The organism is Aeromonas sp. QDB56, from assembly GCF_027705505.1.
Taxonomy (GTDB): Bacteria; Pseudomonadota; Gammaproteobacteria; order Enterobacterales; family Aeromonadaceae; genus Aeromonas; species Aeromonas caviae.
The window spans coordinates 1-8,174 of sequence record NZ_JAPDBZ010000164.1 but is presented as its reverse complement, the minus strand read 5'-3'; the positions used below and the strand labels follow the sequence as shown (position 1 = coordinate 8,174).

Sequence of the window (8,174 nt, the reverse complement as noted above, 5' to 3'; positions counted from 1 at the left end):
CTGCTGTCTGAATGAACAATATTTGTTCGAATGTATGGGGTTGTTCAAAGTATAAACACTGATGCGTCAGCCCTGGGTGATGACCGGTTTCTTCCTGTTTGTCATCATGGGGGCCACCGACAGCCGTGCGCCGGCCGGGTTTGCTCCCATCGCCATCGGTCTGTGCCTGACCCTCATCCACCTCATCAGCATTCCGGTGACCAACACCTCGGTCAACCCGGCGCGCAGCACTGGCGTGGCGCTTTTTGTCGGTGACTGGGCCGTGGGCCAGCTCTGGCTGTTCTGGGTTGCCCCCATTGTCGGTGCCATTCTGGGTGCATTGGCCTATCGTGTGATCGCCACGAAAGAGTGATGTGTTGCTAGTTAACGTGTGGTATCGACACGCCCCCGGGCGTGTTTTTTTATGCCTGAAGGAATACCGGGCAGGGCGCCATGCTGACGATAGGGTGCGGCATGATCACAGTCCCTTGGCGCTCAGCATCTCTTTGTAGCGCTGATGCAGCAGCTTGACCCGTTCCACATAGGCCCGGGTTTCGGCATAGGGCGGTATGCCGCCGTGTTTTTGCACCGCACCGGCGCCTGCATTGTAGGCGGCGGTGGCCAGGGCCACATTGCCGTCATACTGCTTGAGCAGACCCGCCAGGTATTTCACCCCGCCAAAGATGTTCTGCTCCGCCAGCAGGGCGTTGCCGACCCCGAGCTCGCGCGCCGTGGCGGGCATCAGCTGGGTCAGTCCCATGGCGCCCTTGCGGGAGACGGCCAGAGGATTGAAAGCGGACTCGGCATGGATAAGTGCCCGGATGAGGGCAGGCTCGACCTGATAAGCCTTGGCTGCCGCCTGTATGGTGCTGGCGTAGTCATAGAGGAAGAGGCCTGTCGTGCGCCAGTTGACCTTGGACGCCGGATCGCAGGCATAGCAGTCGTTGAACAACAGCAGTTCGTAGTGACCCTGCTCCGGCATCATGTCGGAATAGCGTATGACCCCGTTCTTTTGTACCGACTTGTAGACCTGGATCTGACGGCTTGCAGGCTTAGCGGGTTCAGGGGAGGGGAGCGGCGCCGTGGTGAGTGACACGGTACGCGGCGTGGGAACCGGGGAGGAGACAGCCGTCTCCGGGGTCAGGATCACCACCTCTGCCGGTGGCGGTATCTGAGCCGGGGCTGCGTGGGAAAACAGCGGCATCATGCCCAGCAACATCCATGCTTTCAACGGCTTGCTCCTTAAGCCTCGTTAGCCACGTTGAGTAAAGCATTCGGGATGGCGCAGAACAAGTTCCCGTGAACAGGGGAGGCTGGAAATGTGATGGCAGAGGGACGTCCCGCCTGTGTGCTCACTCAGGACAAGGGGCGCGGCTCATGGCGTCAAGGGACGCATGATCGCAACCTCGTCTTTTCCATCGAGTTATTGGCTTTTTTGTAAGTTAAAGGCGTGTTATCTTGCTGTTGCTCCACTCTGGTCAGATCTCTTCGTGGAGCCAGAGAGCGAGCAGGAGAGGGCCGGTATGGCCAGAGCGAAATGGGCATGACAAGCAGGCGAGCGATGGAGCTCAGATTCGAAGAGTACTGTGATGCGGATCTTTCCCTCATCAGAGACTATTACGAGACGACGTTTTCCCACTATGTGCCGGATTTGGCAGAACGGATTTTTGTGGTTCGTGATGCGCACTGGCTGGTGGGGGCGGTGCGCCTGCGCGATGAACAGGATTACTACCACTTGTGCGGCTTTCGTCTGCTCCCTCACTACCAGTCCCTGGGGCTGGGGTCCCGCTTGCTGCAGCATGCCTGCCGCGATCTTTCCGACAAGCCCGTGATCTGTCACGCCCTGCCGTTCGAGAAACCCTTCTACCTCAAGGCGGGATTTGACCACCTTCCCCTGCATGAACTCGACGGGCCCCTTCACTCCCTCTATCACCAGCAGCACGAACAGGGTTACCAGATCGAGCTGCTGGTGCGTCAGGCGAAGGCGCCTGTTTTCAACTGAGATCTTATTGGGGTTTGGTCAGCAGGTGGATCTTGCCTGGTGACAGCTCCAGCCCCAGCAGATTTTCCTTGAGCCAGGCCTGATTGGGATCCTTGTCATCCAGCTTGTAGACAGGCTGGGTCTCCAGCCGTTTCTCCATGCTCTGCAGCAGCATCCTCAGCATGAAACCAAACTTCTGTTCCGCCGCGGCAGGCTCCAGCTTGTAATCGATGAGCTTCATGTTGTCGAGGAAGAGCGCACTCTTAGCCTTGTCGTAGCGGGGCATCGCCTCATAGGTCATGTTGAGGCGCGCGTCGTACTCGGTCTGATCCGGGAGCGCGATTTTCAACTTGCCTTTGCCAAACACCCTGGCGGTATCCGGGCTCTGGCGACCAATCTGCACATCGCTCTGCTCGAGTTGCACATGGGCCTTGATGATGCCGGGCAACTCCAGCTGTTTGTCCACTTGCACCTGGGATTGCAGGTACTGATTTATCTGCTGCTCATTGATGTCATATGAGCCTTGACCTAGCATGGCCAGACTCAGCAGCATAGATTGCAGGATCATGCTAACGACCTGATAGAATGGGTGTGCCCCATAGCATACCATCCCGACCCTGTGGGGTCTGCCCGTGCCATCTGTCCAATACACCAAGGAGTCGCCTTGCTCGACGGTCTGGAATACGACATTCAGTTGCTGTTTTCCCGCTTTCTCGGCTGGTTGTTGCTGTTGTTTCACACCGTGATCGTGGCAGGGATCTCCCTGCGGGTGGTGATGAAGCGACGTCCCATCGGGGTATCCCTCGCCTGGTTGGCCCTCATCTATGCCATCCCCTTCGCCGGGGTCGGTTTCTACGTGCTGTTTGGCGAGATACGCCTCGGTCGCAAGCGGGCGGAGCGGGCCCAGGCCATGTACCGTCCTTACGCCATCTGGATCCGCCAGCTCGCGCGCCTCTTCCCCCAGCACTGCTGCGAGGTGGGCAGCAAGGCACGCCCGCTCCACGATCTGATCCAGGGGCGCTTGGCCATGCCCATGCTCTCGGGCAACCGGATGACCCTGCTGCACAAGCCCAAGAGCATCGTAGAGGAGATAGTGCGCGACATCCGGGGCTCCTCCCAATCCTGTTATCTGGAGTTCTACATCTGGCACCCCGGCGGGGATGTGGACGAGGTGTGCGAGGCGTTGATGGAGGTGGCTGCACGCGGCGTGGATTGTCGTGTCTTGCTCGACTCCATCGGCAGCAAGACCTTCTTCCGCTCCTCCTGGCCCAAAACCTTGCGTGCCGCTGGTGTCAAAGTCGTGGAAGTGTTGCCGGTCGGCGCCTGGCGCATCCCGTTTCAGCGCCAGGACTTGCGCATGCACCGCAAGTTGGTGGTGATCGATGACAAGGTTGGTTACACCGGCTCCATGAACATGGTGGATCCTCGTTTCTTCAAGCAGGATGCCGGGGTCGGCCAGTGGGTCGACATCATGATCCGGGTGCAGGGCCCCGTGGTGCCGTTGATGTGGTCCACCTTCGTCTGGGACTGGGAGATGGAGACCGGCGAGCGGCTGCTCGACAGTCTGCAACATGAGCCGGAAGCCTGGCCACAGACCAACTATCGGGCCCAGCTCATTCCCTCCGGCCCCTTCGTCGGCGGTGACTGCATCCAGCAGAGCCTGCTGCTCGCCATCTACCAGGCTCGTCATCATCTGGTGCTGACCACCCCCTATTTCGTGCCGGACGATCCGCTGGCTGCGGCCCTCTCTTCGGCGGCGGCCCGCGGCGTGCTGGTGCAGTTAGTTCTGCCTGCGCGCAACGACTCCCTGATGGCCAACCACGCCAGCAACTCCTTCATGGAGGATCTGCTGGCGGCAGGAGTGGAGATATACCGCTATGATGCCGGACTGCTGCACACCAAGAGCGTGCTGGTGGACGATGATTTCGCCCTGGTGGGCACGGTCAACCTCGACCGGCGCAGTCTCTGGCTCAATTTCGAGATCACCCTGCTCATCGACAACCCGGTGTTTGTCGCCGAGATGAACCAGCTGGTGCAGGGCTACATGCTGGAGGCGACCCCCATGTCACTGACCAGGTGGCGTGCCCGCCCCTGGTACAAAAAATTGCTTGAGAACATCTTCTACCTGTTCAGCCCCCTGCTGTGACAGCCAGAGCGTGGACCCCAAGCCGTTGTCTGGCTTGTGTTGATGCCCATCCTCCTCGTAGAGTGCGCCCATGCACCCGCCATTGAACCATTGTGGAGAAACAGAACTGATGAAGAAAAAAGTGGCCTTGGCCGTCGGAGCCGTGTTGGTGGTGGGAGGGCTTGGCGCCTGCTGGTACACGGGCAATACGTTCGACCGGATCCTGGCCGAGCAGATCGCCAGGGCGCAGCAGGAGAGCGGAATCGAAGTCACCTGGAGCCCGGAGACGGAGAATCTGTTCACCCGCGACGGCGTGCTCAAGGTGGTGGTGCCGCCCCAGACGCTGGCGAGTTTTGATCCCCAGCTGGCGGGAAGCGAACCCATCGAGATGCAGTTCGCGTTCAACAGCCGCCTGTTGCCGCTCTATATCAAGAGCCACCTCCAGCTTGATACCGCACAGGGCACGCTGGCGCCCATCCTGACCTCTCTGGGGATGCAGCAGTGGCAACTGGGGGCAGAATCGGCGAGCAGCCTCTGGACCATGAGCAACAGTTCCCGCTTCTGGGTGAGTGACTTCAAGGTCAAGGAGGGGCTCAACGAGTTCACCTTCCTGCCCTTGAACGGCGATTATCGCGGGGATCTCGACGGCAATGGCCATCTCACCGCCCACTGGTTGGGGATGACGGTCCACGATGCCCAGAGCAAGACAGATCTGGCCTTGGCGGATCTCAAGGGCAGTGCCGACATGGCCGAGATCAGCGGGCTCTGGCTCTCTCCCCGCAGCGATGCGACCCTCACGGCCTTCACCCTGACCCAGCCGGGGAACGTCAAGATCACGCTGGAGGGGCTGACCACGGCCACCGAGCTGGCGGGGGACGATCTTCAGACGCTCTCCACTCGCTATCAGATGAAGGTGGCGACCCTCAACATGGAGAGCGAGGAAGACCGGCTCGCGCTGACCCAGGGAAATCTGGATCTCTCCCTCAAGGGGCTGGATCTCGAGGGGTATCAGACGCTGCAAGAGGCCAGCAGCAAACGGGTGGACGAAGCGGCCATCCAGGAAGCGCTGGACAAGATGCTCCAGAGAGGGGCCACACTGGAACTGGCGGATCTGAGTGCGCGATTGAACGGTGAGCCTGTCAGCCTGCAAGGGGAGGCCAAACTGGCGCCCACCACCCTGGCACAGTTGATGGGCAGCGAGGAGGGGATGCAGGCACTCTCCGCTCTGCTTCATGCCCACCTTGGGGAGAAGCTGGGCCAGGCTGTTCCCCAGTTGGCCCCCATGCTGGAGCAATTCACCGCCATGGGATATCTGAAGGCGCAGGAGTCACAGCTTCAGGCCGAGCTCAAGCTCGACAAAGGGACCGTGACCGTCAATGGTCTGCCGCTGCACCCGTGAGTGCCGCGCAATGAAAAAGGCTCCTTCGGGAGCCTTTTTTCTGGGGGCGCGCAGCCGCTTATTTGAACACGACTGTCTTGTTGCCGTAGACGAAGACCCGCTCGTTCAGCACCAGTTCCAGCGCCCGGCTCAGCACGGATTTCTCCACGTCGCGTCCGGCCTTGGCCATGTCATCGGCACTGAAGGTGTGATCGACGTGGATCACGTCCTGCTCGACGATGGGGCCTTCATCCAGATCGTCGGTGACGAAGTGGGCGGTGGCACCAATCAGCTTGACCCCGCGGTCGAAGGCCTGACGATAGGGGCGGGCGCCGATGAAGGCAGGCAGGAAGGAGTGGTGGATATTGATGATCTTGCGCGGATAGGCTTCCACGAAGCTTGGGGTCAGCACACGCATGTATTTAGCCAGGATGACGTAATCCGGCTGGTAGCCATCGATGAGCGTGCGCACTTGCTCCTCATGCTCGGTGCGGCTCAGATCCTCGTGGCTCACGCAGTGGAAGGGGATGTCGAACTTGCCGGTCAGCTCGGCGAGGGTGTCGTAGTTGCCGATGACCGCGACGATGTCCATGTCCAGGGCGCCGGCATAGTTTTTCATCAGGATGTCGCCGAGGCAGTGAGTCTCCTTGGTCACCAGGATGACGATGCGCTTCTTGCCCGCCTTGACGAGACGACGCTGGGCGCCGGCAGGCAGGGCATCATCGAGGTCGGCCAGCAGGGTTTCGTCGTTGAAGCGCCCTTCCAGCTCGGTGCGCATGAAGAAGCGGCCGTTTTCGTGATCCACGAACTCGTCGTTCTTGTTGATGTTGAGCTGGTGCTTGTAGCAGATGTTGGTGATCTTGGCGATGAGACCCTTGGCGTCGGGGCAATCGGTCAGCAGTATTTTCTTTTCCATCTCTGTCATGATTCCGTTTGTGATGTTGGCACCCGGTCTGCGCGGGCGCGCGCGTTTTTGCTGGCACTATGCCACAAACGAAATCAGAAAGGACAGCGCGCCGTGTATCGGGTGGTGCTCGCGCGAAAATTGCAGTGCAGCCAGCTCCCGGTTTGTCTTTGATGGGTTTTTGGCTGGCATCCTGCGTCTTTTTTCTTTAGGCTGTCTGCGCTTATTCTCAGGGCGGGGCGAAATTCCCCACCGGCGGTATCCCGATGTGACTCGGGGAGCCCGCGAGCGCCCGACCCGGCATTCATCCGGGACGGGGTCAGCAGATCCGGTGAGATGCCGGAGCCGACGGTCATAGTCCGGATGAAAGAGGATAAGACAGATATTGCTGGCCAGACCCTGCCGGGTTGGCCGCCGCATGGCTACTTCTGTCTGCCTTTCCATGCCCTGATTCTGGTCCTTGTCTTTTTTAGGAGTCTTACCATGAATCAGTCTCTACTCAGTGAATTCGGTGATCCCATTGCTCGCGTCGAAGCCGCGCTGGCCGCCCTGCGTGCCGGTCAGGGTGTGCTGGTGGCCGATGATGAAGATCGTGAGAACGAAGGCGATCTCATCTTTGCCGCAGAAACCATGACCAACGAGCAGATGGCCATGATGATCCGCGAGTGCTCCGGCATCGTCTGCCTCTGTCTGACCGACGAGCGGGTTCGCCAGCTCGAGCTGCCGATGATGGTGGAGGCCAACTCCAGCCACTATCAGACTGCCTTCACCGTGACCATCGAAGCGGCGCAGGGGGTGACCACCGGGGTGTCCGCCGCCGATCGCATCACCACCATCCGCGCGGCCATCGCCGACGGAGCCCGGCCCTCCGATTTGCATCGACCCGGCCATGTCTTCCCGCTGCGCGCCCGTACGGGTGGGGTACTGACCCGCCGTGGTCACACCGAAGCGACCGTCGATCTGATGCAGCTCGCCGGGCTCAAACCTTATGGAGTTTTGTGCGAGTTGACCAAGGAAGATGGCTCCATGGCCAGGTTGCCGGACCTGGTGGCCTTCGGTCGTCAGCACCGGATGCCGGTCCTGACCATCGAAGATCTGGTGCAATATCGTCAATTGCTGTCAGAACGTTCAGCCTGAGCCTCATACGAAATTGTAATAAGCCCAAATTTTGGTTACGCTTTGTGCGAACCTCATCCAGGGACACTCATTTTCGCTTAAAGTTTGTACGGAAAGTGTGCAGCTAAAAAAAAATGAGGGTTTTAACGCATTTATCTGTGATGAGGCCTATCCAAACTATGATTTTTTTGTGCCATAATCACGCCGCTTGCTAAACGTCTGGCGAGTTAAAGGGAGCTTTTAAAAATGAAAAAAATGTTGTTGGTAGGTGTTGTTGGTCTGTCCGCTCTGCTGGGCGGTTGTGCAAACACCAGCGAACTGGAAACTTCCGTTCAGAATCTGTCTAACAAAGTTGACCAACTGGCTCAAGATGTTAGCGCTGTTCGTGCTGATCAGTCCAAGATCGCTGCTGATGTTGCAGAAGCCAAGCAAGAAGCTATGCGTGCTAACCAGCGCATCGACAACATGGCTACTTCCTACAAGAAGTAATCCATGCGAAAAAATGGCGCATTTCAATGCGCCATTTTTTTTTGCCTGAAATTCATCAAATTACCGCGTTTCCCCGCTGAAACCCGCCTGACAAGGCAATGCCGACGAATCGGCATCCCCTCTTCTGATACCAATCAGATTAAAGATGTGATCTAATTGCTCTATTCTGGTTTCACTGTACTCAGTATGTCCGATCCAATCG

At 58.8% G+C, this 8,174-nt stretch carries 8 protein-coding genes, 1 pseudogene and 1 riboswitch; of the genes and pseudogenes, 6 read left to right on the top strand and 3 right to left on the bottom strand.

The features are described from left to right. Window positions 1-76: 76 nt before the first annotated feature. Window positions 77-352: pseudogene (locus OKB81_RS18180) on the top strand (aquaporin); the annotation flags it as partial. A 105-nt stretch (window positions 353-457) separates the two neighbouring features. Here OKB81_RS18180 and OKB81_RS18175 read toward each other — a convergent pair. Then, complete coding sequence (locus tag OKB81_RS18175) at window positions 458-1,198, bottom strand: lytic transglycosylase domain-containing protein (protein WP_160839523.1); 741 nt, start codon at window positions 1,196-1,198, stop codon at window positions 458-460. Window positions 1,199-1,540: 342 nt separating this feature from the next. Between OKB81_RS18175 and OKB81_RS18170 the strand changes: the two genes are divergently transcribed. After that, on the top strand, window positions 1,541-1,981 hold the full coding sequence (locus OKB81_RS18170; protein WP_010673518.1) for a GNAT family N-acetyltransferase: 441 nt from the start codon (window positions 1,541-1,543) through the stop codon (window positions 1,979-1,981). A 4-nt stretch (window positions 1,982-1,985) separates the two neighbouring features. On the opposite strand, the gene OKB81_RS18165 is transcribed toward OKB81_RS18170, so the two are convergent. Next, entirely contained in the window at window positions 1,986-2,528 is a 543-nt protein-coding gene (locus OKB81_RS18165; RefSeq protein ID WP_234888699.1) for a DUF1439 domain-containing protein, read from the bottom strand. 96 nt (window positions 2,529-2,624) lie between these two features. On the opposite strand from OKB81_RS18165, the gene cls reads away from it, so the two are divergent. After that, window positions 2,625-4,106: a cardiolipin synthase gene (gene cls, locus OKB81_RS18160; protein ID WP_010673520.1), complete on the top strand. Its 1,482-nt coding sequence runs from the start codon at window positions 2,625-2,627 to the stop codon at window positions 4,104-4,106. Window positions 4,107-4,215: 109 nt separating this feature from the next. Next, window positions 4,216-5,484: a DUF945 family protein gene (locus tag OKB81_RS18155; RefSeq protein ID WP_160839326.1), complete on the top strand. Its 1,269-nt coding sequence runs from the start codon at window positions 4,216-4,218 to the stop codon at window positions 5,482-5,484. A gap of 58 nt (window positions 5,485-5,542) precedes the next feature. Here the strand turns inward: OKB81_RS18155 and purU are convergent, their stop codons facing one another. Further along, window positions 5,543-6,379 (bottom strand): formyltetrahydrofolate deformylase, encoded by an 837-nt coding sequence (purU, locus tag OKB81_RS18150; RefSeq protein WP_029313992.1) that lies wholly within the window; start codon window positions 6,377-6,379, stop codon window positions 5,543-5,545. A 209-nt stretch (window positions 6,380-6,588) separates the two neighbouring features. Next, a riboswitch (FMN riboswitch) is annotated at window positions 6,589-6,746 on the top strand. A 104-nt stretch (window positions 6,747-6,850) separates the two neighbouring features. On the opposite strand from purU, the gene ribB reads away from it, so the two are divergent. After that, the gene (gene ribB / locus OKB81_RS18145) at window positions 6,851-7,504 is read left to right on the top strand and encodes a 3,4-dihydroxy-2-butanone-4-phosphate synthase (protein WP_010673523.1); all 654 of its coding nucleotides are present in this window, start codon (window positions 6,851-6,853) and stop codon (window positions 7,502-7,504) included. A gap of 225 nt (window positions 7,505-7,729) precedes the next feature. Continuing rightward, window positions 7,730-7,972 carry an Lpp/OprI family alanine-zipper lipoprotein gene (locus tag OKB81_RS18140; protein ID WP_010634682.1) on the top strand — a complete coding sequence of 81 codons (243 nt, stop codon included), beginning with the start codon at window positions 7,730-7,732 and terminating at the stop codon, window positions 7,970-7,972. Window positions 7,973-8,174: the final 202 nt, after the last annotated feature.

Bases quoted from the DNA above. Each gene is read 5' to 3' on its own strand.
- OKB81_RS18165 (WP_234888699.1), bottom strand. From the start codon at position 2,528: ATGATCCTGCAATCTATGCTGCTGAGTCTGGCCATGCTAGGTCAAGGC.
- OKB81_RS18170 (WP_010673518.1), top strand. From the start codon at position 1,541: ATGGAGCTCAGATTCGAAGAGTACTGTGATGCGGATCTTTCCCTCATC.
- OKB81_RS18175 (WP_160839523.1), bottom strand. From the start codon at position 1,198: ATGTTGCTGGGCATGATGCCGCTGTTTTCCCACGCAGCCCCGGCTCAG.
- purU (WP_029313992.1), bottom strand. From the start codon at position 6,379: ATGGAAAAGAAAATACTGCTGACCGATTGCCCCGACGCCAAGGGTCTC.
- ribB (WP_010673523.1), top strand. From the start codon at position 6,851: ATGAATCAGTCTCTACTCAGTGAATTCGGTGATCCCATTGCTCGCGTC.
- OKB81_RS18140 (WP_010634682.1), top strand. From the start codon at position 7,730: ATGAAAAAAATGTTGTTGGTAGGTGTTGTTGGTCTGTCCGCTCTGCTG.
- OKB81_RS18155 (WP_160839326.1), top strand. From the start codon at position 4,216: ATGAAGAAAAAAGTGGCCTTGGCCGTCGGAGCCGTGTTGGTGGTGGGA.